At 66.4% G+C, this 24,170-nt stretch carries 19 protein-coding genes; 6 read left to right on the forward strand and 13 right to left on the reverse strand.

What is annotated here, in order from left to right; translation table 11 throughout:
* Positions 1–73: 73 nt before the first annotated feature.
* From AC1MCD_RS06465 to AC1MCD_RS06475, 3 genes are read right to left on the reverse strand one after another with little or no spacing between them, the layout of a single operon-like run.
* Positions 74–1,636 (reverse strand): FAD-dependent oxidoreductase, encoded by a 1,563-nt coding sequence (locus AC1MCD_RS06465; RefSeq protein ID WP_498676936.1) that lies wholly within the window; start codon positions 1,634–1,636, stop codon positions 74–76.
* Positions 1,633–3,849, reverse strand: coding sequence for a molybdopterin oxidoreductase family protein (locus AC1MCD_RS06470; protein WP_498676939.1), 2,217 nt, complete (start codon positions 3,847–3,849; stop codon positions 1,633–1,635). The genes AC1MCD_RS06465 and AC1MCD_RS06470 overlap by 4 nt, the downstream gene beginning before the upstream one ends.
* A 1-nt stretch (position 3,850) precedes the next feature.
* Positions 3,851–5,251 (reverse strand): MFS transporter, encoded by a 1,401-nt coding sequence (locus AC1MCD_RS06475; protein ID WP_498676941.1) that lies wholly within the window; start codon positions 5,249–5,251, stop codon positions 3,851–3,853.
* A 268-nt stretch (positions 5,252–5,519) separates the two neighbouring features.
* On the opposite strand from AC1MCD_RS06475, the gene AC1MCD_RS06480 reads away from it, so the two are divergent.
* Complete coding sequence (locus tag AC1MCD_RS06480; protein ID WP_498676942.1) at positions 5,520–6,932, forward strand: MFS transporter; 1,413 nt, start codon at positions 5,520–5,522, stop codon at positions 6,930–6,932.
* 147 nt (positions 6,933–7,079) lie between these two features.
* Here AC1MCD_RS06480 and AC1MCD_RS06485 read toward each other — a convergent pair whose 3' ends face one another.
* From AC1MCD_RS06485 to AC1MCD_RS06510, 6 genes are all read right to left on the reverse strand, one after another.
* Positions 7,080–7,811: a glutamine amidotransferase gene (locus AC1MCD_RS06485; protein WP_498676944.1), complete on the reverse strand. Its 732-nt coding sequence runs from the start codon at positions 7,809–7,811 to the stop codon at positions 7,080–7,082.
* Positions 7,812–7,871: 60 nt separating this feature from the next.
* Positions 7,872–8,324, reverse strand: a complete 453-nt coding sequence (locus tag AC1MCD_RS06490) for a YybH family protein (RefSeq protein ID WP_498676948.1) — start codon at positions 8,322–8,324, stop codon at positions 7,872–7,874.
* Between the two features lie 18 nt (positions 8,325–8,342).
* Complete coding sequence (locus AC1MCD_RS06495; protein ID WP_498676950.1) at positions 8,343–10,157, reverse strand: acetyl/propionyl/methylcrotonyl-CoA carboxylase subunit alpha; 1,815 nt, start codon at positions 10,155–10,157, stop codon at positions 8,343–8,345.
* A 129-nt stretch (positions 10,158–10,286) separates the two neighbouring features.
* Positions 10,287–10,973 (reverse strand): Maf family protein, encoded by a 687-nt coding sequence (locus tag AC1MCD_RS06500; protein WP_498676952.1) that lies wholly within the window; start codon positions 10,971–10,973, stop codon positions 10,287–10,289.
* Positions 10,974–10,982: 9 nt separating this feature from the next.
* Positions 10,983–13,508: an MMPL family transporter gene (locus tag AC1MCD_RS06505; RefSeq protein WP_498676954.1), complete on the reverse strand. Its 2,526-nt coding sequence runs from the start codon at positions 13,506–13,508 to the stop codon at positions 10,983–10,985.
* A gap of 1 nt (position 13,509) precedes the next feature.
* A complete protein-coding gene (locus AC1MCD_RS06510; protein WP_498678215.1) occupies positions 13,510–14,109 on the reverse strand; it encodes a TetR/AcrR family transcriptional regulator in 600 nt (199 codons plus the stop codon).
* A gap of 231 nt (positions 14,110–14,340) precedes the next feature.
* Here AC1MCD_RS06510 and AC1MCD_RS06515 point away from each other — a divergent pair, with 231 nt between their 5' ends.
* Entirely contained in the window at positions 14,341–14,934 is a 594-nt protein-coding gene (locus tag AC1MCD_RS06515) for a hypothetical protein (protein WP_498676956.1), read from the forward strand.
* Positions 14,935–15,033: 99 nt separating this feature from the next.
* Here AC1MCD_RS06515 and AC1MCD_RS06520 read toward each other — a convergent pair whose 3' ends face one another.
* The 4 genes from AC1MCD_RS06520 to AC1MCD_RS06535 all read right to left on the reverse strand — a co-directional run bounded on the left by AC1MCD_RS06520 (position 15,034) and on the right by AC1MCD_RS06535 (position 20,178).
* Positions 15,034–16,506 (reverse strand): dicarboxylate/amino acid:cation symporter, encoded by a 1,473-nt coding sequence (locus tag AC1MCD_RS06520; protein ID WP_498676958.1) that lies wholly within the window; start codon positions 16,504–16,506, stop codon positions 15,034–15,036.
* Positions 16,507–16,660: 154 nt separating this feature from the next.
* A complete protein-coding gene (locus AC1MCD_RS06525) occupies positions 16,661–18,346 on the reverse strand; it encodes a DUF885 domain-containing protein (RefSeq protein ID WP_498676960.1) in 1,686 nt (561 codons plus the stop codon).
* Positions 18,347–18,355: 9 nt separating this feature from the next.
* Positions 18,356–18,598, reverse strand: coding sequence for an acyl-CoA carboxylase subunit epsilon (locus tag AC1MCD_RS06530; protein ID WP_498676961.1), 243 nt, complete (start codon positions 18,596–18,598; stop codon positions 18,356–18,358).
* Entirely contained in the window at positions 18,595–20,178 is a 1,584-nt protein-coding gene (locus tag AC1MCD_RS06535; protein ID WP_498676963.1) for an acyl-CoA carboxylase subunit beta, read from the reverse strand. The genes AC1MCD_RS06530 and AC1MCD_RS06535 overlap by 4 nt, the downstream gene beginning before the upstream one ends.
* Before the next feature lie 239 nt (positions 20,179–20,417).
* On the opposite strand from AC1MCD_RS06535, the gene AC1MCD_RS06540 reads away from it, so the two are divergent.
* The 4 genes from AC1MCD_RS06540 to AC1MCD_RS06555 all read left to right on the forward strand — a co-directional run bounded on the left by AC1MCD_RS06540 (position 20,418) and on the right by AC1MCD_RS06555 (position 24,049).
* Positions 20,418–21,347 carry an SDR family oxidoreductase gene (locus AC1MCD_RS06540; protein WP_498676965.1) on the forward strand — a complete coding sequence of 310 codons (930 nt, stop codon included), beginning with the start codon at positions 20,418–20,420 and terminating at the stop codon, positions 21,345–21,347.
* 90 nt (positions 21,348–21,437) lie between these two features.
* Positions 21,438–22,346 (forward strand): biotin--[acetyl-CoA-carboxylase] ligase, encoded by a 909-nt coding sequence (locus tag AC1MCD_RS06545; protein WP_498676967.1) that lies wholly within the window; start codon positions 21,438–21,440, stop codon positions 22,344–22,346.
* Positions 22,339–22,938, forward strand: a complete 600-nt coding sequence (locus AC1MCD_RS06550) for a PH domain-containing protein (RefSeq protein WP_498676969.1) — start codon at positions 22,339–22,341, stop codon at positions 22,936–22,938. The genes AC1MCD_RS06545 and AC1MCD_RS06550 overlap by 8 nt, the downstream gene beginning before the upstream one ends.
* Positions 22,928–24,049, forward strand: a complete 1,122-nt coding sequence (locus AC1MCD_RS06555) for an adenylate/guanylate cyclase domain-containing protein (RefSeq protein ID WP_498676971.1) — start codon at positions 22,928–22,930, stop codon at positions 24,047–24,049. Before AC1MCD_RS06550 ends, AC1MCD_RS06555 begins: the two co-directional genes overlap by 11 nt.
* The last annotated feature ends 121 nt before the right edge of the window (positions 24,050–24,170 follow it).

Consider the following 24,170-nt stretch of genomic DNA (forward strand, 5'->3'; position numbering starts at 1 on the left):
ATGTGTTCCAAGCGCTCGTAGCGTTTCTGGGCTGTGTCTGAGCAATCTCAGGGCTTCCGGTCTTCAGCACAGCTTAGGCGGCGGGGGCCGCCTGGAAGTGTTTCTCGATCATGCCCTTGATGTCCTCGTGGCAGCCGCCGCAGCCGGTGCCGGCGCGGGTTGCCTTGGATACGTCGGCCACGGTGGAGCAGCCGCCCTCCACGACGCCCTGGATCTTGGCGCCGCTGACTCCGGCGCAGCGGCACACCGTGCCTGCTGGATCGACCGGTCCCGAGGACGCCAGCTGGTCCGGGCCGTCGAGCCGAAGCAGCAGGGACCTGTCCGCCGGAAGTTCCGCACCGCGTTCGAACAGGCCCACCAGCTCGGCAGCGGTCCGCGGCATGCCCACCGCTACCAGGCCTTCCAGCACCCCGCCGCGGGTGGTCATCTTGACGTAGCGGCCGTGCTCGGGGTCCGCCCACTGGGCGATCTGCAGGCGGGGGCGGCCGTTGACGGCGCCGGCCGTCAGGGCTTCCTCGTCCCACGGATCCGCGGCGTTGTTCCCGGCCACTGCCATGTTCATGCCACGGGCCTTGAGGACAATGACGCCGGCCTGCTCCTGGGCCAGTTCCGCCAGCGCGTCGGCTTCGTCCTGCGTGCCGGTGGCCAGCAGCGTCAGGTATTCGGCCAGCCATTCTGCCTGCCGCCAGCCCGGGCCCACCAGCCCGGAGGGGCCCCTAGCGGTGCGGCACTCGTTGCAGCCAGGGTCCGGGCAGCGCACCTCGGCGCAGTCGCCGATGGCGAAGATGTGCGGCTCGTGGTGCGCACGGAGCCGGTGGTCCACCAGGATGCCGGTGCCGGTGGACAGGCCGCAGCCCTCGGCGAGCTCGGTCCGCGGCCGGACGCCGCACGACAGGACCAGGAGGTCCCCGTCGATCGCGGAACCGTCAGCGAGCAGGAGTGCCGAGAAGCCGCCGTCGGGCGCGTTGTGCTCCACTCCGGTGGAGCGGGCGTTGCCTGCCATCCGGACGCCGCACCGGCGCAGGCTGGCCGCGAGGACCGCACCGCCGCCGCGGTCGATGTTGCGGCCCAGGGGGTGCGGGCCGTTGTGGACCACCGTGACGGTGGCGCCTTCCTCCGCTGCGGCGAGGGCCGTCTCCAGGCCCAGGACACCGCCGCCGAGCACCACCACGCGCTTGCCGCCGTCGACCGCTGCTCGCAAAACCGAAGCGTCGCGCAAGTCGCGGAGCGCCGTCACGCCGGCCGGCAGGACGGGGGAGGCCGGGTCCGGGTTGATGCCGGTGAGGTTGGGAATGACCGGACGCGAACCCGTGGCAAAGACAAGGCGCTCGTAGTGGGCCGACGAGCCGTCGGTGAGCAGCACCTGCTGGCGGGCCCGGTCCACCCGACGGACCCGTACGCCCAGGCGCACGTCCACGCCGTCGGCGATCAGGGCGGCCGCATCCGAAAGCGCCAGGGCATCCGCGGTGGTGCGCCCCACGCCCAGGTCGGCGACCAGGACGCGGTTATAGGCGGCCTCTGCTTCCTCGCCCACCACGGTCAGGCGCACATGCCCGTCGCGGACCGCAGGCATCAGTTCATCGACCAGGCGGGCGGCGACCGGGCCAAAACCTACTATGACAATCTGCTCACTCATGAGGCCTCCGCTGTTTGAAGAACGCTGTGCTGACGTCCGGCGGGTGCGGCCGCCCGCACCCAGACCTTGTTGAACTTGAATTCGGGCATCCCGGAGACGGGGTCCGTGGCGGCTTCCGTGAGCCGGTTGGCGCTCTCGAGTTCCGGGAAATGGAACGGCAGGAACACCGTTTCCGGGCGGATCGCGGTGCTGAGCTCGGCCCGGCAGACCACTTCGCCTCGCTCGTTCGCCACCGACACAAAGGCGCCCTCGGTGATGCCCATGGCGGCTGCGGCGGCCGGATGCATCTGCACCTTCGCCTCGGGCTGTGTGGCCAGGAGCTCGGCGACCCGCCGGGTCTGGGCGCCGGACTGGTAGTGCTCCAGCAGGCGGCCGGTGATGAGGGTCATGGTTTTGGCGGCCAGATCAGGGTTAGCAGCAGGCGTACGACGGCGGCGCGGCGTCACCGGGGTCATGACCGCCTTCCCGCCGGGGTGCGCAAAAGTGTCCAGGAAGAGCCGCGGCGTACCGGTACTACCTGCGGGGTACGGCCAGTAGGCTGCCTCGCCACGGTCCAGCATGGCGTAGTCGATGCCCGAGTAGTCGGCCAACCCGCCGGCGGAAGCGAGCCGCAGCTCTTCGAAGACAGTTTCCGGGTCCTCGCTGTAGGTGGAGGGAGCATTGAGGGACTCGGCCAGCCGGGCCATGATCCACAGTTCGCTGCGGGCCCCTGCGGGCGGCTGGATGGCCCGGCGGCGGCGCAGGACGCGTCCCTCGAGATTGGTGAGTGTGCCCTCTTCTTCGGCCCACTGCAGTACGGGGAGGATGAGGTCGGCCTCGGCCGCGGTCTCGGACATAAAGAAGTCGCAGACCACCAGGAAGTCCAGGCTGCGGAGCCCGGCAATGACGGCGTTCGCGTCGGGGGAGGCCACCGCGATGTTGGAGGCGTGCACAAAAAGGCACCGGACGCCGTCGGGCTGTCCCAGTGACTTCAGCAGCTGGACGGCGGGAAGGCCGGGGCCGGGGATGGTTTCCTCCGGAACGCCCCAGACCCCGGCCACGTGGGCGCGGGCGGCGGGGTCGGTGATCTTGCGGTAGCCGGGGAGCTGGTCCGCCTTCTGGCCGTGCTCACGCCCGCCCTGTCCGTTGCCCTGGCCGGTGAGGGTGCCGTAGCCGCTGCGGTTGGAGCCCGGCAGGCCCAGGAGCAGGCTCAGGTTGATGGCTGCGGTGGCCGTGTCGGTGCCGTCCACGTGCTGTTCCACGCCGCGGCCGGTGAGGATGTAGCTGCCGCCCTTGCGGGCGCCGTCGGCCAGCCGTCGGGCAGTCTCCCGGATGAGCTCCGCCGGGACGCCGGTGATGGACTGGACGCGCTCGGGCCAGAAGGCGCTGACGCTGCGGGCCACAGCCGCGTAGCCGGTGGTGCGTGCCGCGATGAAGTCTTCGTCTGCCAGGCCTTCGTGGATGAGCACGTGCGAGAGGCCCAGCAGGAGGGTGAGGTCGGTGCCCGGCAGGGGCTGGAGGTGGAGTCCGCCGCCGTCGGCCGTGAAGTTTGCCGTTGCGGAGCGGCGGGGATCGACGACGATCAGCCCGCCGGCGTCGCGGGCGCCCTTGAGATGCTGGACAAACGGCGGCATGGTTTCGGCAACGTTGGAGCCCAGCATCAGGATGGTGCTGGCGGTGTCCAGGTCCGTGAGCGGGAACGGCAGGCCACGGTCAACGCCGAAGGCCCGCATCCCGGCGGCCGCGGCGGAGGACATGCAAAACCGGCCGTTGTAGTCGATGCGGGAGGTGCCGAGGGCCAGCCGGGCGAACTTGCCCAGCATGTAGGCCTTCTCGTTGGTGAGGCCGCCGCCGCCGAAAACGCCGACGGCGTCCCTCCCGTGGCGTGCCTGCGTGTCCTTGACGGCGGTGGTCACCACGGCCAGGGCCTGGTCCCAGCCGATGGGCCGGTGGACGCCGTCTGCGCCCTTCAGGAGGGGCTCGGTGACGCGTCCCGGGTGGTTCAGGAGCGTGGCCGAGGTCCAGCCCTTCCGGCACAGGCCGCCGCGGTTGGTGGGAAAGTCGCGGCCGCTTACTTCGAGGAGCGGTGACTCGAAGGTTTCCGGCGCAGCCGTTTCGGCGGCCACGGGCGCTGGCCCCGGCTCGGAAGCCGGGGCCAGTCCCGCTGGAGACGTGAGCGTCATGGCGCACTGCAGGGCGCAGTAGGGGCAGTGCGTGTCGGCGCTTTTGGTCATGTTAGACGTGTCCCATCGCGTTTCGGTTGGCGTTGCGGATGTAGCAGAACCAGCAGACCGCCAGCATCAGGACGTAGGCGCCGACGAATCCGTAGAAAGCCGGGGTGTAGGAGCCGCTGGCCGTGTTGGACGCGTTCAGCACCTGCGGGATCACGAACCCGCCGTAGGCGCCGATGGCCGAGATGAGGCCGAGGGCGGAGGAGGCGAGCCGCTGGGTGGCCACCGAGTCGGCACCGTTCCGGGCAGCCCGGCTGGAGGTGGCGAAGATGACCGGGATCATGCGGTAGGTTGCGCCGTTTCCGAAGCCGCTGGCGGTGAAGAGCATCAGGAACAGGATCAGGAAGAGCCAGAAGTTCTTCAGCGGCAGGGTCCAGATCATGGTCAGGGTAATGACGGCCATGGAGGCGAACGCGGCCACGGTCATCCGGGCGCCGCCCATCCGGTCAGCCATCCGGCCGCCGTAGGGGCGGGCCAGGGAACCGACCAGCGGGCCGAGGAAGGCCAGCGAAAGAGCCACGGTGCCGACTCCGATGGAGGAGAATGCCGGGAAGTAGTCCTTGATGAGTTTCGGGAAGACGCCGGCGAAGCCGATGAACGAACCGAAGGTGCCGATGTACAGCAGCGCCATGACCCACAGGTGGGGTTCCTTCAGCGCCGCGACCGAACCGGCCACGTCACCCTTGGCGCTGGTGAGGTTGTTCATGTACTTGAAGGCGCCGTAGGCGGCCAGAAGGATGAACGGAACCCACATCCAGCCTGCCAGCGGCAGGTTGACGGTGCCTGCGGCCAGCAGGGTGATGACAATGGGCACGGCGAGCTGTGCGACGGCGGCACCCATGTTGCCGCCGGCGGCGTTCAGGCCCAGTGCCCAGCCCTTTTCGCGGGCCGGATAGAAGAAGGTGATGTTGGCCATGGAGCTGGCGAAGTTTCCACCGCCGAAGCCGGCCAGGGCTGCCACCAGGAGCATGACGCCGAACGGGGTTTCGGGGTTGGAGACGCAGAGTCCCAACCCGACGGCGGGGATCAGGAGCAGCAGGGCGGACACGATGGTCCAGTTCCGGCCGCCGAAGCGGGGAACCATGAAGGTGTAGGGGATCCGGAGCGTGGCGCCCACCAGGCTGGGCATCGAGATCAGCCAGAAGATTTCCGATGTGGTGAAGGTGAAGCCGGCTGCCGGCAGCTGGACCACCACGATGGACCAGAGCTGCCAGACCACGAAACCGAGGAACTCGGCGAAGATGGACCAGTTCAGGTTGCGCCGGGCGATGGTGCGGCCCGTGGCTTCCCACTGCTCTTTGTTTTCGGCGTCCCAGTTGGCGATCCAGCGGCCGGGGAGGAATTCCAGGGCCGGGGCGGCTGTTGTTCGGGTGGAGCGAATGTCTGTGGTGCGGTCAGCAGTCACGGCGTGCCTCCTTGGGGGAATGTTGTTCCTCCACGCTAAGGACGGCGCGTTTCGCGGACGGTCGCGCTGTGTTAACGCGCTGTGACATTTGCCTATCTGCGTCCCCAAAGCCGTGTGAGGCGGCGTGAGGACCACTCAGTGAGACGAAGCCCACATGTCCATATTCTGGGACTCTTGTCCATTGACTGGACGGTGGGAACTAATATTGAACTCTAACTACTCAAGCCTGGCCGCACCACGCCAGGCCGGTTCTCAGGAAAGTGTTCAAATGTCATCCAAACAAACCACCGCGGAGCCAGGTTCGCCCAAGGCGGTGAACTCGCGCGGGCGCGTGATCGTGGCCAGCCTGATCGGCACTACCGTGGAGTTCTACGACTTCTACGTGTACGCGACCGCCGCTGTGCTGGTCTTTCCGGCGCTGTTCTTCCCCAACCAGAACGAGACAACCCAGCTGCTGAGCTCCTTCGCTGTGTTCGGCGTGGCGTTCGTCGCCCGCCCGCTGGGATCCATCGTCTTTGGCCACTTCGGTGACAAGTTTGGCCGCAAGGGCACCCTGGTGGCCTCACTGCTGACCATGGGTATTGCCACCTTCCTCATCGGCTGCCTGCCCACGGCGCTCGTTCCGGGCTGGGAGTTCTGGGCTCCGGCCCTCCTCGTGGTGATGCGCTTCGCCCAGGGCCTGGCCCTCGGCGGCGAGTGGAGCGGCGCGGCCCTGCTGGCCACCGAAAACGCCCCCGCCAACAAGCGCGCCATCTACGGCACGTTCCCGCAGCTCGGCGCACCCATTGGCTTCATCATCGCCAACGTCATCTTCCTGGTCTTCAGCTATGCCCTGTCACCGGCCGCCTTCATGGCATGGGGCTGGCGTGTGCCGTTCCTGGTCAGCGCCGTCATGGTAATCATCGGCCTGTACGTCCGTCTGAAGCTGATCGAGACGCCTGCCTTCACCAAGGTCCTCGAATCCAAAGAGGTTGCCAAGCTGCCCCTGGCCCGCGTCTTCAAAACCAGCTGGCGCCAGCTCATCCTGGGCACGTTCATCATGCTCGCCACCTACGTGCTCTTCTACCTGATGACCACGTTCACGCTGACCTACGGCACCCGTGCCTCGAGCCTGGACACCGCCAAGGCAGCCGCAGAAAAGGCCGGCAAGCCCATGTCTGAGGCCGCAGCCGCAGCGTTCGTTCCCGGACTGGGCTTCACCCGCAACGACTTCCTCTGGATGCTGATTGCCGGCGTCGTCTTCTTCGGCATCTTCACCCTGGTCTCCGGACCGCTTGCCGAGAAGTATGGCCGCCGCAAAATGCTGCTTGCAGTGACAGCCGGCATCTTCGTCTTCGGTCTGCTGTGGGTCCCGCTCTTCAGCGGCGGCTTCGCGGGCACCATGGCCCTGCTGATCATCGGTTTCTCACTGATGGGGCTGACCTTCGGACCCATGGGAGCTATCCTGCCGGAGCTCTTTCCCACCAACGTCCGGTACACCGGTTCGGCCATCGCCTACAACTTCTCCAGCATCCTGGGCGCAGCGGTGGCACCGTTCGTGGCCGTCTGGCTGTGGGAAATGGCGAAGGGCAGCCCCGTGCTGGTGGGCGTTTACCTCACCGTGATGTCGGTCCTGACGCTGTTCGCCCTCTTTGTGAGTAAGGAAACCCGCGACGTGGACTACGAGAACAACGTGGCCTGACGCTCCGGCGTCGTTCTGTCCGGCCCGGTTGCTGACAGATCTGCCCGGCGTGTTCCCTGGTTTCCAGGGAGCGTGCCGGGCATTCCTGTCTCCGGGGCCAATCAAGTGGGAACGCACGACGGCGGCGCCCGCCGCCCGTCCGAAGGCTCACCCTGCGTAGCGGGCCACGAAATTCTTCAGGATGGTCATGGGTTCGGTCACGGTGAATCCGCGGGCGGATGCCATCAGCTCCTCCGCGGACTCCGGCGGAAAGTAACCGGCATGGCGGTAGATGTCGATCCGTGTGACCAGGCCTTCAACATCCAGTTCGGGATGGAACTGGGTGGCATACAGGTTCTGCTTGATCCGGAACATCTGGACCGGGCAGGCCTGTGAGGATGCGAGCAGCACGGCGTGGGAAGGCAGCGTGGTGCAGGCCTCCTTGTGGCCGGTGAAGGCAGTGAACCGGCGCGGCATCCCGCGCAACACCGGGTCTGCGATGCCGGCGTCGGTCAGTTCGATCTCCACGCCGCCCAGGGGTTCGCCGAACGTCCTGTCAATCACCGCACCCTGATGCGTTCCCAGCGTCCCCACCCCGTAGCAGGCGCCAAGGAAGGGGAAGTCCTGGTCCACGATCCGGTCAAGCAGCCCGGCAAGCTCCCGCTCCACGCGATGCTGGGTGGGACTTTTCTGGTCCCCGGGATCGCTGGACGTGAAGGGGCTGCCACCCACAATCACGCCGGCGTACTCCGCCAGGTCCAGCTCCGGCAGGGGAGCGGCCTCCAGCCGGATGCGATGGACCTGTTCCGGTGCCAGCCCGCCGTACCTCAAGTAGGCGGCGTACTCGTCCTCGGCGGCCGCATCTTCGGCCCGGGAGGCGAGGAGCAGGAAAGGTTTCACACGCTAAGTCTGCCCGCGGCGCCCTGATGAACGCCAGAGCACCAACGACAGGGCAGCGCCTCAGTGCCCGGCAGGTTCACCCGCGGACTGGGCCAGGGACCGCCGGGACTGCGGACGGGCGGCGGGGTCGGCGTGCCGGTGGATCAGCTTCCAGTAGCCTTCCTCACGGCGGAAAACACTGGTCACCCGGAGCGCGAACTCCTCCGTGAGCGATGCACCCTCCAGCCGGGCCCGGAAATGTTCGGTCTCCACCAGGTAGGCGGTGTCCCGTGCGGTGTAGGACGTGATGGTATCGAACCCCAGCATCTCGCCGTCCTGGAACTGTCTGGAGGCCTGGTCCAGGCGTGCTTCCACCTGGGCCCAGCCACGGGCAATGCCGCCGAAAGGATTAGCCAGGGTGACGTCGTCGAGCCTTGAATACAGGTCCTTGACCGGGCCGGGGTTGCCGCGGGTGATCTCCGGAACGGCCAGGTGGTAACGGGCAACTTCTTCTTCAAAACTGGGTGCGAGCATGGGGTGCCTCCGGCGCTTCTAGTCTTCGATGCTGGCGATGACGGCGCCGGCCGCGATCGTTTCACCGGCTGCGGCACCCAGGCCGCTAATGGTTCCGGAACGGTGCGCGGTCAGGGGCTGTTCCATCTTCATGGCTTCGAGCACCACGATCAGGTCGCCTTCGACCACAACGTCGCCGTTGGCCACGGCCACCTTGACGATGGTGCCCTGCATCGGGGACGTCAGTGAGTCGCCGGTGGCGGCTGCCGCCGCGCCGCCTGAGCGGATGCGTTTCTTGGACTTGCCGGCCTTCGCGCCGCCGCCGGAACCCGTGCCGATGGATCCAAGGGAGGCCGGCAGGACCACTTCGAGGCGTTTGCCGCCTACCTCGACCACGACGCGCTGGCGCTCACCGGCGTCTTCAGCGGACGCCCCTGTTCCGTCGGGGGACCAGGCGGGAAGGTTGTTGACGAATTCGGTCTCGATCCAGCGGGTGTGGACCTTGAAGGGGCCGTCGGCGGGGGCGAAATCGGGGTTGGTGACCACGGCCAGGTCGAAGGGGATGACCGTGGGGATGCCTTCCACCACCATCTCCTCCAGGGCCCGGCGTGAGCGCTGCAGGGCCTGGGTGCGGGTGGCGCCGGTGACGATCAGCTTGGAGAGCATGGAGTCGAAGTTGCCGCTGATGATGTCGCCCTGCTCCACGCCGGAGTCAACCCGGATTCCGGGGCCTGTGGGGTTCTTCAGGGTGGTGATGGTTCCCGGGGCCGGCATGAAGTTCCGGCCCGGGTCCTCGCCGGTGATGCGGAACTCGATGGAGTGGCCGCGTACTTCGGGGTCGCCGTAGCCCAGTTCTTCACCGCGGGCCAGGCGGAACTGCTCGCGGACCAGGTCGATGCCGGTGACCTCTTCGGAAACACAGTGCTCCACCTGGAGCCGGGTGTTGACCTCCAGGAAGGAGATGGTGCCGTCCTGGCCCACCAGGAATTCGCAGGTGCCTGCGCCGAGGTACCCGGCTTCCTTCAGGATGGCCTTGGAGGATTCGTACAGTCGGCGGTTCTGCTCTTCGGTGAGGAAGGGGGCAGGGGCCTCTTCCACGAGCTTCTGGTTGCGGCGCTGCAGGGAGCAGTCGCGGGTGGAGACCACCACCACGTTGCCATGGGCGTCCGCGAGGCACTGGGTTTCCACATGGCGGGGGGCGTCCAGGAAACGCTCGATGAAGCATTCGCCGCGGCCGAAGGCGGCTGTGGCTTCCCGGACGGCAGATTCAAACAGTTCCGGAATTTCCTCGCGGGTGCGGGCCACCTTGATGCCGCGGCCGCCGCCGCCGAAGGCAGCCTTGATGGCCACCGGCAGTCCGAACTTGTCCACGAATTCAAGGATTTCCTCGGCTGACTGCACCGGGTCGGCGGTGCCGGGAACCTGGGGTGCACCCACCTTTTCGGCGATGTGGCGGGCCTGGACCTTGTCGCCGAGGGCGGAGATGGCATCGGGGGAGGGGCCGATCCAGGTGATGCCCGCTTCAATGACCTTGGCTGCGAACTCAGCGTTTTCGGCGAGGAATCCGTAGCCCGGGTGGATGGCGTCGGCACCGGACTGGCGGGCAGCGTCGATGATTTTGTCCATCACCAGGTAGGACTCAGCGGCGGTGTTGCCACCCAGGGAGTAGGCCTCGTCTGCGAGCCGGACATGCAGCGCGTCCCGGTCAGGATCGGCGTAGACGGCCACGGAGGCAATGCCTTCATCACGTGCCGCGCGGATGATCCGCACTGCGATTTCGCCGCGGTTGGCGATCAGCACCTTGGTGAGGTTCGACTGCACGGGACTTGCGGACTGCTCCAAAATTGCTGACAAGGCGTCTCCTTCTTTCCTTCAGGGAGCCTAGCGCGATTTTGAGGGTTCCGCCGATATTACTTGCGGATTCCGCGTGTAAACCGGCATTGCTTTGTAGGGAACCTACAAACGTCCGAGCAATCGAGGCGATTATGGCGCGGGCCAAAGCTCCGTGATGCGGACGTTGGCCTGGCCCAGAAGGGCCCGGAGCGTCGAAATGGAAAGGCCGACGACGGTGTGCGGGTCCCCGTCCACCTTCCGGATGAACGCCCCGCCGAAGCCGTCGATAGTGAACGAGCCGGCGCAGTGGAGCGGTTCCCCGGTGGCGATGTAGGCGTCGATCTCCTCCAGTTCCATGTCCGTGAAGTGGACCTCGGCGGAGGTGACCGCCCCGAGGGTGGCGCCGGATCCCGGCGCCGTTATGCCGCCGTCGGACGCTGCGCCGTCGTCGGACGCTTCGCCCGTGCTGTCCGCCGCCACCGCGCGGCAGTCCACCAGCCAATGTCCGGTGTGCAGCACCCCGCTGTTGCCGCTCATCCGGAGCATCCGTTCGCGGGCGACCTCGGCGGTGTACGGCTTCCCGTGCGCCTCGCCGTCGAACTCAAACACCGAGTCGCAGCCGATGACCAGCGCACCCTCCGCCTCCGGCAGCGCGGCCACGGCCTCAGCCTTGGCCCGCGCCAGCAGCAGGGCGGTATCGTGCGGATCCGTGACCCCGTAGCGGGCCTGGACTGCGTCCTCGTCAACATCGGAGACGAGCACCGAGTGCTGAATGCCGGCGTCGGCGAGGAGTTTGGTGCGGGCGGGGGACTGGGAGGCCAGGATTAAGCGGGTCACGGATTCAGCCTAGTGGACCGGCTGGGCGAGCTCCTGCGGCGTGTTTTCGCGGCGTTCGAGCTTGGCGCCCTCGACGTCCACATCCGGCAGGATCCGGTCCAGCCACGTCGGCAGCCACCAGGTCTTTTCACCGAGCAGGTACATCACGGCCGGCACAATGGTCATCCGGACCACAAAGGCGTCCAGCAGCACCCCGAATGCCATGGCGAAGCCCAGGGGCCGGACCATGGTCAGGTGGCTGAAGATAAACCCGGCGAACACACTGACCATGATGATGGCGGCGGCGGTCACCACAGCGGCGGCATGGCTGAAGCCGATCCGCACAGCCTTTTTCGCTGGTGCGCCATGCATGTACGCCTCCCGCATGCCGCTGGCGATGAACACCTGGTAGTCCATCGCCAGGCCGAATAGCACGCCGATCAGGATGATCGGCAGGAAGCTCAGCACCGCGCCGGGGTTGGCGACGTCGAACACGGCTCCCAGCCAGCCCCACTGGTAGACGGCCACCACGAGGCCGAATGCGGCCGCCAATGACAGCAGGAAGCCGCCGGTTGCCAGCAGGGGAACCACGATCGAGCGGAAAACAAGCAAGAGGAGGAGCAGGGAAAGTCCGACGACGATCGCCAGGTAGGGCGGCAGGGCGTCACCGAGCTTCGTGGAGACATCGATGTTGCCGGCGGTCTGACCGGTTAGCCCGATGGTGACTCCCGTTTCGGCCTGGATCTGCGCACCGCGTTCGCGGAGCTCACTGACCACCTGCACGGTACCGGCCTTGGCCGGGCCTTCCTCTGGGATGACCTGGAAAACGGCGGTGCGGCGGTCCTCACTGAGTGCCACCGGAACGGCGGCCACCACATTGTCCACGCCCCGGATCAGGTCGGCGACGTCGTACTGCAGTTTCTGGGCCTGGGTTACGTCCAGGTTGGCAGGGAACTCGCCCACCACCACGATGGGGCCGGTGACGCCTTCGCCGAAGCTGCGGGCCGTTACGTCATAGGCCTGGTAGGCCTCGGAGTCCACCGGCTCGGCGCCGCCGTCGGGCAGGGCGAGCTGAAGCTGCGCGGCCGGCAGGGCCAGGCTGCCCAGCAGGAGTACACCCGCGACGAGGGCCACGATGGGGTGCCTCGTGACCAGGCCTCCCCAGCCGCGGGTGCTCTTGGCTTCGTCCTTGGCCTGGTCAGCTGCCTCGTGGCCGGACTCCGCATTGTGGGCCTCGGCTTTGGCCCAGGCCCGCCGGGAAATGATGCGCCGCCCGATCAGGGACAGCATTGCCGGCGTGAGTGAGAGGGCAACCAGGACGGCCACCGCCACGGTGCCGGCGGCGGCCAGGCCCATGACGCTCAGGAAGGGCAGGCCCGGCACCACCAGGGCGGCCAGGGCGATGATGACGGTCAGGCCGGCAAAAAGCACGGCGTTGCCGGATGTTCCCGTGGCGCGCGCCACGGATTCCTCAGGATCCATGCCGGTGAGCAGTTGGGTCCGGTGCCGGTTGACGATGAAGAGGGAGTAGTCGATGCCCACGGCCAGGCCAAGCATCAGGGCCAGCATGGGGGAGATGGAGCTCATGTCGAACGCACCGGACAGGGCAAACGTGATGCCCACGCCCACGCCGACACCGATCACGGCCATCAGCAGCGGCAGCCCGGCGGCGACCAGTGTGCCGAGCATCAGGATCAGGACGAGGGCGGCCACTGCGATGCCGATGATTTCTGCCGTGCCGAAGAGCTCGGAGATGTCTTCGGTGATTTCCTTGCTGGCCAGTGCTGTGACGCCGGCGGCCGCCGTTTCATGCGCGATGTCCTGGACCTGCTGCCGCACAGCAGGGGTAAGGGCGTTGATGGAGGTGGTGAATTGAACCTGCGCCACCGCGGCCTGGCCGTCCGAGGAAACGAAACGGATCCCGGTTGAGGCCTCGGCCTGCCGCTTGCCGAGCTCCAGTTTCGCCTTGGCGGCTTCGAGTTCCTGCGTGCCCGCAGCAAGCTGTTCCTGCCCTTGGGCCAGGGCAGCCTTCTGCTGTCCCAGCCGTGCCTCGACGACGGCGGCGGGCGCACCCGCGGCCGTTAGCTGCTCCTCTGCGGCACTCAGCTGCGCTGCACCGGCGTCGAGCTGGGTCCGTGAGGCGTCCAGCTTGGCTTGGCCTGCAGCAAGCTGCTGGCCGCCGTCGGTGATGGCCTGTCCGGCCTGGTCCAGCTGCGCCTGGGTGGCGAAAGGATCGGTGGTGGCCTTGACGTCCGGGAGTTCGCCGAGTTTGGTGAGGGCGGCTGTGACGGCCGCTCGGCTCTCGTTGGTGAAGCCGCCGGCGGGGGCTTCGAACACGATCGTTGCGGAGCCGCCTGAGGCCGCCGGCAGTTCCTGCTTCAACTTGTCCGCGATGCGCTGGGTCTCCGTGCCCGGAATCTGGAAATTATTGGAGAGCGTGCCGTGGAAGGCGGCAGCTGAGCCGCCGACCGCCACCAAAACGGCGAGCCAGAGTGAGATGACCAGCCATCTGTGGCGGTAGGAGAACTTGCCGAGGCGGTAGAGCAGCGGGGCCATGTCAGAGCCGTTCTTTGAGGAGGGTGGGTGCAGTAACGGGAGCAGGGGTGCCCGGACTGCCGAAGCCGGAGCCGAGGTGGCCCATGGCATCAATCAGCAGTTGGCGCAGGACGGCGAGCGAGTCGGGGGAAAGGTCGGCGCCGCAACGGGCAAACCACACATCCATGGCCGCCTTGCCGCAGGAGATGACGGATCCGGCGAGGGCACGCAGGTAGAGCTCATCGACGGCGGCGCCGGGGGTTCCGGCGAAGCGTTGCCGCGCCGCATTGATGATCTGCTCTGTGCAGTGGTCCCAGGCTTCGAGTTCGGAGCGGGAAAGGAGCGCGTTCTCCTGGGTCAGGGTGAAGAGCTCAGCCAGCGGGGCCACGGTCATGGGGTCCGCCAGTTGCATCAGGGCCGCGCGCGCGGATTCGAGGATGGGCTCGTTGGCCGGGCGCTGCCTGAACTGCTGCAGGGCGCTGTCCAGGAATCCGTTCGTTACCGCGGCCAGGGCCGCTTCGATGCTGCCGAAGTAGTTAAAGAAGGTCCGCCGCGAGATGCCTGCCAGCTCGGCAATGTCCTCCACCGTGAAGTTCCCCGGGCCGTTGCTGCGCAGCAGCATCAAGGCAGCATCGGTGATTGCCTGGCGCGTGACGGCCTTGTTGAGTTCACGCCGCGAAAGGGTTTCTGTCACGAAATTACACTACGTGCAAGTTTGCACGCCGCGCAAATTCATTCACAGGAAGATGAAAGGTTCCCAACAGCTGGAACTGATCCTGCGGCCCAAGACTGGAAGAGTCCCGACAGGGAGAAGATGACCAGCCGTCAGGGACGGCAGATTCAGGAGAAACAAATGGCACGCACTAGGAAAATTACGCTGGGCCTGACGGCTACGGCCCTCGCCCTGGGAGCCGGAATCGGGGTGGCCGGGATGGCCTCTGCAACCACGACGCCGGCCCCCACCCCCAGCGCCAGCTCAAGCACCTCCGCGGACGGCAGCACCAGCACCGCTCCGACCGAAGGCAAGGGCGGCCGGGGCGGCCACGGCGGCCACGGCGGCTTCGGTTTCGGCGGCGACGACGCAACTGAACTGGCCACGAAACTGGGCGTGGACCAGACCAAGCTGACCGATGCCTTGAAGGCCTTCCGCGACGCCAACAAGCCCGCGGCAGGTACGGAGAAAGGCACGCCGGCTGACGGAACCCGGCCTGACCCGGCAGCCATGCAGGCGGAGCTCGCCAAGTCACTCGCAGCATCGCTGGGTATCGATGAGGCTAAGGTGACGGCGGCGCTGGAGGAGCTGCGTACCGCTGAGCAGGCGGAACATGCCGCGGAACTGAAGACCCGCCTGAACAAGGCCGTTACTGACGGCAAGCTGACCCAGGCTGAGGCGGACGCTGTCACCAAGGCGGTGCAGAACGGAGTGATCGGCGGCGGCGGCCGCTAACCCGCAGGCCACGGAGCAAAGGAGCCACAAAAAGAAGAAGTCCCCGGAACAGTCAAGTTCCCGGGGACTTCTTCGTTATGCACTCTTGAGGCGGCTGCGTCAGGCCTTTGAGTCGGCCAGTTCCCGTCCGGCGCCAGCCGGGTCAGTACCCCGGGCGGCAGTGGAAGGATCCGCGGTGGCGGAGCCGGCGTCGGACTCGGTGTCGTCAGCGAAGGGGTTGCCGTTGCGAGGTGCGTTGTAGAGCGTCTCGTCAAGGATCCCCTGGCGCTTGGACACGATGGCCGGGACGAGCGCCTGGCCAGCCACGTTGAGCGCGGTGCGGCCCATGTCCAGGATGGGATCGACGGCCAGCAGGAGGCCGACGCCGGCAAGCGGCAGTCCCAGCGTGGAGAGCGTCAGGGTGAGCATCACCACGGCGCCGGTGGTGCCCGCGGTCGCTGCGGAGCCCAGGACAGACACGAGCGCGATCAGCACGTAGTGGCTGAAGTCCAGTTGGACGCCGAAGAACTGGGCTACGAAGATTGCCGAGATGGCCGGGTAGATCGCGGCGCAGCCGTCCATCTTAGTGGTGGCGCCCAAGGGTACGGCGAAGGAGGCGTACGCACGCGGAACGCCCAGGTTGCGTTCGGTGACCCGCTGGGTCAGCGGCAGGGTTCCGATGGACGAGCGGGACACAAAGGCCAGCTGCACTGCCGGCCAAACGCCGGAGAAGTACTGCTTGACGGAGAGCCCGTGGGTGCGGATCAGAACCGGGTAGACAACAAACATCACCAGGGCCAGGCCAACGTAGATGGCGACCGTGAACTTGCCGAGCGCGCCGATGGTGTCCCAGCCGTAGACGGCCACGGCGTTGCCGATCAGACCGACGGTGCCGATGGGCGCGATCCGGATGATCCACCACAGGACCTTCTGGATAACGGCCAGAGCGGAGGCGTTGAGGTTCAGGAAGGGCTCAGCGGCCTTGCCGACCTTGAGGGCGGCGACGCCCACGGCGATGGCAATGACCAGGATCTGGAGCACGTTGAAGCTGACGGAGGTGCTGACGGTCGTAGCGGCGTTGGCGCTCTCGGTCACGGTGGAGCTGGCGCCGAGGCCGAGGAAGTTCTTGGGGAACAGGCCAATCAGGAAAGACCACCAGTCGCCGGTTTTGCCGGCGTACTTGGCTTCCTGAGTGATGCCGGTGTTGGCGCCGGGCTGCAGGAGCACCCCAAGCCCGATGCCGATCAGGACCGCGATCAGCGACGTGATGGCGAACCAAAGCAGGGTGTTCCAAGCCAGCTTGGCGGCGTTGGAGACCTGGCGCAGGTTCGAGATGGAGCTGACCACCGCCGTGAAAATCAACGGGACCACGGCGGTCTGCAGCAGCGAGATGTAGCTGGAGCCGATGGTCTGCAGCGTGGCGCCGAGGCCGTTGGGCTCTGTCTTCGTGCTGCCCGTGTACTTGGCCAGCAGGCCGAGGCCAAGGCCCAGGATGAGGGCGGCGATGATCTGGAAACCGAACGAGCCAGCCCACTTGGGCAGCTGGAAGCCGGTCTTTCCTGAGGATTCGGGGATGCGGGTTTGAGTGCTCACCCGAACACGCTAGGTCCGCATGAATTACCACGCCCAACGGATGTTGAGAAATGTTACGTGGCTACAATTCCCACCACAGGCACAGATCCGCGCAAAACCGGCATACGACAAGCCAATTGTGAAGTTATTCCCGCGCCGGATGTGGCGAGGATCTCTAGTCCAGCAGTGCCCGGCGGAGCGTGTCCAGGCCAACCGAGCCGATGTTCAGGGCCTTGGTGTGGAAGGCCTTGAGATCGAAGCCTGGCCTGGCTTCGAGGTCGGCGCGGATCTGTTCCCAAAGGCGCTGCCCCACCTTGTAGGACGGGGCCTGGCCGGGCCAGCCGAGGTAGCGGGTGAATTCGAAGTTGAGCTGGCCTTCGCTGATGGCCAGGTTTTCCTTGAGGAAGCTGTAGCCCTTGTCCGGCGTCCACGCGCCGGTGCCCCAGCGTTCAGGGACGTCAAGTTCTAGGTGGACACCAATGTCGAACACCACCCGTGCCGCGCGCATCCGCTGCATGTCCAGCATGCCCATGTTGTCGCCCGGGTCGGACAGGTAGCCGAGTTCCTGCATGAGCTTTTCGGCGTACAGGGCCCAGCCTTCGCCATGCCCGGAGGTCCAGCAGACGTTCCGCCGCCACTTGTTGAGCAGTTCCCGCCGGTAGGTGGCGGTGGCTACCTGGAGGTGGTGGCCGGGGACGCCCTCGTGGAAGACGGTGGTGGTTTCAGCCCAGGTGGTGAATGTGTCTTCACCGGCGGGGACGGACCACCACATCCTGCCTGGCCGGCTGAAGTCGTCGGAGGGGCCGGTGTAATAGATGCCGCCCTCGTCGGTGGGGGCGATCAGGCATTCGAGCTTCTTCATGACGTCGGGGATCTCGAAGTGCACCCCGGCAAGGTCGGCAACGGCTTTGTCGGAGAGTTGCTGCATCCAGGCCTTGAGGGCTTCAGTGCCCTTGAGCTGGCGCGCGGGATCGTTGTTGAGGACGTCCTTCGCCTCCTCGATGCCGGCCCCCGGCTTGATGATGGACGCCACCTTTTCCTGCTCGGTGATGAGCCGGTCCAGTTCCTGGACGCCCCACGCGTAGGTCTCTTCGAGGTCGACGGCGGCACCCAGGAAGGAACGCGATGCCAGTGCGTAGCGCTCGCGGCCTACGGCGTCCTTCTCCGGTGCCACGGGCAGCAGCTCACCGCGGAGGAAGTCGGCGAGCTGTTGGTAGGCGCCGCGCGCGGCGGCAGCACCGGCGTCGAGCTTCTCCTGCGCTGCGGTTTCAAGCGGACCGTCAGCAATCCGGGCGCCGGCGGCCAGCTTCGCGAAGAAGCCGTCCTCAGCGGCATACTTGGTGGCCTGTTCGATGACGGCGGAGACCTGGCGTACGGCCGACACTTTCCCCGAGTCCTTGGCGTGGCGCAGGGAAGCGATGTAGCCCGTGATAGCGCCCGGAACATTCAGGGCACGGCCGGCGATGTGCTCCCATTGCCCGGCCGTGTCAGTGGGCATCAGGTCAAAAATGGACCGGATGTCCTGCGAGGGCGAGGAAATATTGTTCAGGTTTGCTTCGTCCCAGCCGGACTCGTGGATTTCGAGCTGCAGTCCCAGGCGCTCCCGCATGGCGTCCAGCGTGACGGCGTCCACATCGTCCTGGGGTTCCAGACCGTCCAACGCAGCCAGCGCCTTGGTGGCCTCCGCCGCGAATACGGCGATGCCGGCAGGGGAGTAGTCAGGGTACTCGGTCTCGTGGCCGGGCAGCCCGAGCTCCGTGGCAAAGGACGGATTTAACCGGATGAGCGTGTCGGTATAGGCATCCGCCACAGCATCGATGGCGGAAGGCGGACGGACAGCAGACAGGGCTTCGGTAGTCACCCCACGAGCTTAGCCCCGGCTTCGCCTCCACTCGCCGGGACCCGGCGTAGGCGCGAGTCGCAACTGTTGCCGGCGCACCCAGTGCCGGAGGTTGGGCTTCCCGGTGCCCGGCGCGTCCGTGACACCGAGGGAAAGCACGACGGCGGTCAGCGCCGCGAGCTCCTCGGCGGACGGTTCGCCCTTGACCACGGAGAACAGTGGCGAGGCAGCTTCGGCGGCGGGGTTTTCGCCGGGGCCATCGTTGGGGGTCACAGCGGGATGTTCCCGTGCTTCTTGGCGGGCAGGCTGGCCCGCTTGTCACGCAGGGCGCGCAGCCCCCTGATGATCTGGATCCTGGTTTCGGACGGGGCAATGACCGCGTCCACGTAGCCAAGCTCCGCAGCCTGGTAGGGGTTCAACAGCTCTTCTTCGTACTGCCGGATGACCTCGGCGCGGCGGGCTTCAACATCCCCGCCGCTCTCGGCAACAGCCACCAGTTCCCGGCGGTAGAGGATGTTGACCGCACCCTGAGCGCCCATCACGCCAATCTGGGCAGTGGGCCAGGCGAGGTTAAGGTCCGCGCCGAGCTTCTTGGAGCCCATCACGATGTACGCCCCGCCGTAGGCCTTGCGTGTGATGACGGTCAGCTTGGGGACGGTGGCTTCCGCGTAGGCGTAAAGCAGCTTGGCGCCGCGGCGGATGATGCCCTGGAACTCCTGGTCCTTGCCGGGCAGGAAGCCCGGCACGTCCACCAGGGTGATGATGGGGATGTTGAACGCGTCGCAGTTCCGCACGAACCGGGCAGCCTTCTCGGAGGCGGCGATGTCCAGCGTGCCGGCGAACTGCAGCGGCTGGTTGGCGACGATGCCCACAGTGTGTCCTTCTACCCGGCCGTAGCCGATGATCACGTTGGGGGCATAGAGGGACTGCATCTCCAGGAAATGCGCGTCATCCACGATCTGCTCGATGACGGTCCGCATGTCGTAGGGCTGGTTCGCGGAGTCCGGCACGAGGGCATCCAAGGCGAGGTCGTCGTCGTCGGGCTCCAGTTCCTGCTGGTGCTCCAGCACCGGGGCCTCTGCAAGGTTGTTGGACGGCAGGAAGTCCAGCAGTTCGCGGACAAACCCGATCGCGTCGGCCTCGTCGGAGGCAAGGTAGGTGGATGTGCCTGTGTTGGCATTGTGCTGCCGTGCGCCGCCGAGCGTTTCCATGTCCACGTCTTCGCCCGTGACGGTCTTGATGACGTCGGGGCCGGTGATGAACATGTGCGAGGTCTTGTCCACCATCACCACATAGTCCGTGAGCGCGGGGGAGTATGCGGCACCGCCGGCGGACGGTCCCATGATGAGGGAGATCTGGGGGACCACACCGGAGGCGTGGACGTTGTTGCGGAAGATGTCCGCGAACATGGCCAGGGAGGCCACGCCTTCCTGGATCCGGGCGCCGCCGCCGTCGAGGATGCCCACCACCGGGCAGCCGTTACGCAGGGCGAATTCCTGGACCTTGACGATCTTTTCGCCGTTGACCTGGCTGAGGGACCCGCCGTAGACGGAGAAATCCTGGCTGTAGACAGCTACCGGGCGCCCGTCCACCGTGCCGTACCCGGAAACCAGGCCGTCTCCGAGGGGCTTCTTCTTGTCCATCCCGAAGGCGGTGGAGCGGTGCACTGCCAGCGCATCAAGCTCCACGAAAGACCCCTCATCGAGGAGGAGGTCGATGCGCTCGCGGGCGGTGTTCTTGCCGCGGGCATGCTGCTTCTCGATGGCTTCGGGGCCGGATGGCTGCTCTGCACGGGCCTGGCGGTCGCGGAAGTCGGCGATTTTTCCCGCAGTCGTGGTCAAGTCGTGGCTCATCAAGTGTCTCCGGCTCTGTAGCAGATTGGTGCTGTAACAAAAAGGTGCTGCGTCTCGGTGCTGGCAGGCAGGTCGAATGCTGGGATTTAAGTAGCTTCCGCACAAAGGACGAACCCTGCTGGCTAGTCTAATGACGCTTTTGCGGGGGACGGCTGTAGAAACCCTACAATTTTGTGGCACATCCGCCCATCAAGCCGTATGTTACTGGCCGGTAATATCTCTGGACTACAGTGGAACCCATGACTTCCAGCAATGACGCAAGGTCCGCCGCCATCACGCCGTACCAGCCCACTGGCTCCCTTCGGGGCCGCACCATATTGATGTCCGGTGGCAGCCGCGGCATCGGCCTGGCCATTGCCACCCGTGCTGCCCGGGACGGCGCCAACGTGGTCCTGTTGGCCAAGACCGGCGAGCCCCATGCCACACTCGCCGGCACTGTCCACAGTGCGGCGGAACAGGTAGAGGCCGCCGGCGGCCAGGCACTTGCCATCGTGGGGGACGTGCGCCGCGACGAGGACGTGGCAGGCGCAGTGGCTGCCGCCGTCGAGCGTTTCGGCGGTATCGATGTGGTCCTGAACAACGCGTCCGCAATCGATCTGTCCACTACGGACGACGTTGAGATGAAGCGCTACGACCTGATGCAGGACATCAACGTCCGCGGGACGTTTCTGCTGTCCAAGCTGGCCCTGCCGGCACTGCGTAAATCGGACAACGCCCACATCCTGACCCTCTCGCCGCCCCTGAACCTGGACCCGAAATGGGCCGGCAGGCACCTTGCCTACACAATGGCCAAGTACGGCATGAGCCTGACCACCCTGGGCTTGGCTGAGGAACTCAAGGCAGACGGGATCAGGGTCAACTCCCTCTGGCCGTGCACGCTGATCGACACCGCCGCTATTCGGAATATGCCCGGCGGCCGGGCCATGGTGCAGGCTGCCCGTGGACCGCAGATCATGGCTGATGCCGCCCACGCGATCCTGACCGGCGGCAATCCCGCCGGCACATCCGGCGCCGGATCTTCGCCCGGCACTGCGCCCGCCAGCGGAACGGGCCCCAGCGGGAACTTCTACACGGATGAGCAGGTGCTGGCGGCGGCAGGAGTCACTGACTTCCGGCCCTACAGCCTCGGAGCAGCCGAGGATCAGCTCGTGCCGGACATCTTCCTCTAAAGCACCTTCCCGTCAGCTGCTCGGAGTCAGGTGCGTGGGGGTGTTCGCCGGAACAGCCGCCGGAGGCGCGTGAGTCGATAGGATTCAATCATGGCTGACTCACAAATCCCGGGAATTCCGTTGAACCGCGGGGCCCTGGCGGACCCGGATTTCCTGGCCGCCACCGGCATCGCGAAAATGGTTGTGGTGGACTCCACCGGATCCACCAACGCGGACCTCCTGCGGGCAGTGACCGTTGAACCAAAAGAGTGGCCTGACTTGTCTGTGCTGACGGCCGAGTACCAGACCGCGGCCCGGGGCAGGCTGGACCGGAGCTGGGAGGCGCCGCCGCTGAGTGCGGTGTCCGTTTCCATCGTCCTGCGGCCCATGAACGCTGAGGGCAGGCCCTTGCCCACCCACACCTATTCGTGGCTGTCGTTGCTTGCCGCGCTGGCCCTCCGCGAGACGCTGTTGGAGACGGCCGGTATCCCCGCCGAGCTTAAGTGGCCCAACGATGTCCTGGTCCGCGGCCGCAAGATCGCCGGAATCCTGGCCCAGATGGGCCCCATGGGTGACGGTTCAGTGCCGGCTGTTGTCCTCGGGACCGGCCTTAACGTGTCCTTGACGGCGGCAGAACTGCCGGTGCCCACCGCCACCTCCGTCGCGCTTGAGCAGCCGCTGACCGATGACCGGACCCAACTGCTCAAGAGCTACCTGGCACACTTTGCCCGGCTCTACCGCAGTTTCTGCAATGCCGACGGCGACCCCACCGCCGGGTTGGCAGGCGGACCTTCCCTCCACAAGCGGGTGGAGTCGGTGATGGTCACGCTGGGCAGGCAAGTACGCGCGCAGCTGCCGGGAGACCACGAAATCATCGGGCATGCAACCAGGCTGGACGAATACGGCTCCCTGCTCGTGGTGGATCAGGACGCCCGGGAACACGTGGTGACCGCCGGTGATGTTGTGCACCTGCGTCCCTGGACCCCGCCCGGCCACGACACCGAAGGCGGTTATGCGTAAAGGCCTCGTGCCGGGCGAACAGGTCATTACGATCACACGTCCGCAGCCGAGGAAACTGGCAGGCCCGGCCGCAGCCTTCATCGCGGCACCGGCCGCTGCCGCCTTCGCCAGCGCCTGGACCCTGCGGGGCGAGGCCGCTCGGGTGGTGCCGGCCATCTCCGCGGATTGGGCGCCGTGGATTGCACTCGCATGCGTCCTGACTGCCGCGTGGATATGGTTGGCATATTGCCTGCCGCCTCTGCTGCGCTGGCAGGGGACCCGTTACATACTCACCAGCCGGAGGATTGTTGCCCGCTATGGCATGGTGCGGCGCCGGGATGAACAGGTCAATCTCGGCTCGGTACGCAACGTGACGGTCCACCAATCGGTGTGGCAGCGCATATTGCACTCCGGGAATATATCCTTGGAAACCGGATACCAAAGCGTGGTGACCATCCAGGATGTCCCGGAAGCGGCACGGTTTCGGGATTTTGTGCTGGATGCCATGGCCGAACTGCCCGCGGGCAGGGATCCGGAGGCCGATGAACTGCCGGAATATGCCGATGACGTACTGCCGTGGGAGTTGAGAGAAGGTGGACACGATGAACGATGAGGACCCGCAGGACCAGCACGACCTGCCGGCCCGCGCAGCCGAAAGTGCCCACCCCCCAACGGGCACACTGTCTGCTGAACGGCTGGCCGCCAAAGCGCTCGAGGCCAAGCTGCTGGGCGGCGAACGCAGGCTGCGGCGCCGTGAGGTGGCTGCCGGCGCAGGGTTGTCGCTCCTGTCTGCGCGGAAGCTGTGGCGCGCGCTGGGCTTCCCGAATTTCGGTGACGAGGACGTTGCGTTCACCGAACGTGACCAGGCCGCGCTGTCCACGGTGGTGGACCTGGTCCGCTCCGGAGTCCTGACCGAAGAGGCCGCAATCTCGGTAACCCGGGCCATCGGTCAGATGACTGACCGGATGGTGGTGTGGCAGATCGAAGCCCTGGTTGAGGACATGGTCCACGAGCAGGGCGTCACGGACGCTGTGGCCCGCAAACGCCTGGTCAACGAAATGCCGTCGCTGCTCGACGCGCTGGAGCACATGCTTGTCTACTCGTGGCGGCGGCAGCTCAACGCCGGCATCCAGCGGCTGGCCGTCCGCGCCGAAGCGGGCCTGCAGGCCAGTGAAGAGGGCCGGGAAGGCGACGAAGACGATGCGCCGCTGCCGCTGGCACGTGCCGTCGGGTTCGCCGACCTCGTGTCCTATACAAGCCTCTCGCGCCGCATGAACGAAAAGACCCTTGCCCGACTGGTCCAGCGCTTTGAGAACAAATGCGCCGAGATCATCTCCGTGGGCGGCGGCCGTCTGGTCAAGACCGTGGGCGACGAAGTCCTCTACATCGCCGAGACGCCTGCAGCGGGGGCCGAGATCTCATTGGCACTGGCCCGGGCCTTCACCGAGGATGAGATCCTCCCCGAAGCGAGGGTTGCGATGGTCTGGGGCAGGATCCTCTCCCGGCTGGGGGACATTTACGGGCCCACGGTCAACCTGGCTGCCCGGCTGACCACCCTTGCCGATCCGGGAACTGTCCTGATCGACTCCATGACGGCTTCGGCCCTGGATCATGATGAACGCTTTGTCCTGGTTCCGCAGCCCGCCGAAAACGTGCGCGGGTTCGGCGAAATCCACCCGGTGCTGCTGGCGCGCGGTGAAGGCCGGGGCCTGGTAGTCGACTAGTCTTTCTTTCCGGCGGCTTCGGTCCCATTCGATGACCCGCGGATTTATCCAGTTGTTGGTCAATCAAGCTATAGTCATTTCTGGCCGCTGGAGGGCCCCGCAGTAGCAACAGCGGGCCGCG

The organism is Arthrobacter sp. BF1, assembly GCF_056680215.1.